The 1445-nt window shown below is 50.0% G+C and carries 2 tRNA genes and 2 rRNA genes; all 4 read left to right on the top strand.

Annotation, left to right across the window (positions count from 1 at the left end):
- A 16S ribosomal RNA gene (locus CRI63_RS23665) occupies positions 1-388 on the top strand; the annotation flags it as partial.
- Positions 389-456: 68 nt separating this feature from the next.
- Positions 457-533 (top strand) — tRNA-Ile (locus tag CRI63_RS23660).
- 42 nt (positions 534-575) lie between these two features.
- Positions 576-651 (top strand) — tRNA-Ala (locus CRI63_RS23655).
- A 185-nt stretch (positions 652-836) separates the two neighbouring features.
- Positions 837-1445 (top strand): 23S ribosomal RNA (locus CRI63_RS23650); the annotation flags it as partial.

Below are 1445 nucleotides of genomic sequence, written 5' to 3'. Positions count from 1 at the left end.
AGACTGCCAGTGATAAACTGGAGGAAGGTGGGGATGACGTCAAGTCATCATGGCCCTTACGACCAGGGCTACACACGTGCTACAATGGCGCATACAAAGAGAAGCGACCTCGCGAGAGCAAGCGGACCTCATAAAGTGCGTCGTAGTCCGGATTGGAGTCTGCAACTCGACTCCATGAAGTCGGAATCGCTAGTAATCGTGGATCAGAATGCCACGGTGAATACGTTCCCGGGCCTTGTACACACCGCCCGTCACACCATGGGAGTGGGTTGCAAAAGAAGTAGGTAGCTTAACCTTCGGGAGGGCGCTTACCACTTTGTGATTCATGACTGGGGTGAAGTCGTAACAAGGTAACCGTAGGGGAACCTGCGGTTGGATCACCTCCTTACCTTAAAGAAGCGTACTTTGCAGTGCTCACACAGATTGTCTGATGAAAATGAGCAGTAAAACCTCTACAGGCTTGTAGCTCAGGTGGTTAGAGCGCACCCCTGATAAGGGTGAGGTCGGTGGTTCAAGTCCACTCAGGCCTACCAAATTTGCACCGCAAATTTGAAGAGGTTTTAACTACATGTTATGGGGCTATAGCTCAGCTGGGAGAGCGCCTGCTTTGCACGCAGGAGGTCTGCGGTTCGATCCCGCATAGCTCCACCATCTCTGTAGTGATTAAATAAAAAATACTTCAGAGTGTACCTGCAAAGGTTCACTGCGAAGTTTTGCTCTTTAAAAATCTGGATCAAAGCTGAAAATTGAAACACTGAACAACGAAAGTTGTTCGTGAGTCTCTCAAATTTTTCGCAACACGATGATGAATCGAAAGAAACATCTTCGGGTTGTGAGGTTAAGCGACTAAGCGTACACGGTGGATGCCCTGGCAGTCAGAGGCGATGAAGGACGTGCTAATCTGCGATAAGCGTCGGTAAGGTGATATGAACCGTTATAACCGGCGATTTCCGAATGGGGAAACCCAGTGTGTTTCGACACACTATCATTAACTGAATCCATAGGTTAATGAGGCGAACCGGGGGAACTGAAACATCTAAGTACCCCGAGGAAAAGAAATCAACCGAGATTCCCCCAGTAGCGGCGAGCGAACGGGGAGCAGCCCAGAGCCTGAATCAGTGTGTGTGTTAGTGGAAGCGTCTGGAAAGGCGCGCGATACAGGGTGACAGCCCCGTACACAAAAATGCACATGCTGTGAGCTCGATGAGTAGGGCGGGACACGTGGTATCCTGTCTGAATATGGGGGGACCATCCTCCAAGGCTAAATACTCCTGACTGACCGATAGTGAACCAGTACCGTGAGGGAAAGGCGAAAAGAACCCCGGCGAGGGGAGTGAAAAAGAACCTGAAACCGTGTACGTACAAGCAGTGGGAGCCTCTTTATGGGGTGACTGCGTACCTTTTGTATAATGGGTCAGCGACTTATATTCTGTAGCAAGGTTAAC

The organism is Escherichia sp. E2661 (genome assembly GCF_004745185.1).
Classification (GTDB): Bacteria; Pseudomonadota; Gammaproteobacteria; order Enterobacterales; family Enterobacteriaceae; genus Escherichia.
Note: the sequence above shows the minus strand (reverse complement) of the source record. Positions and strands in the feature narration are given on the sequence as shown.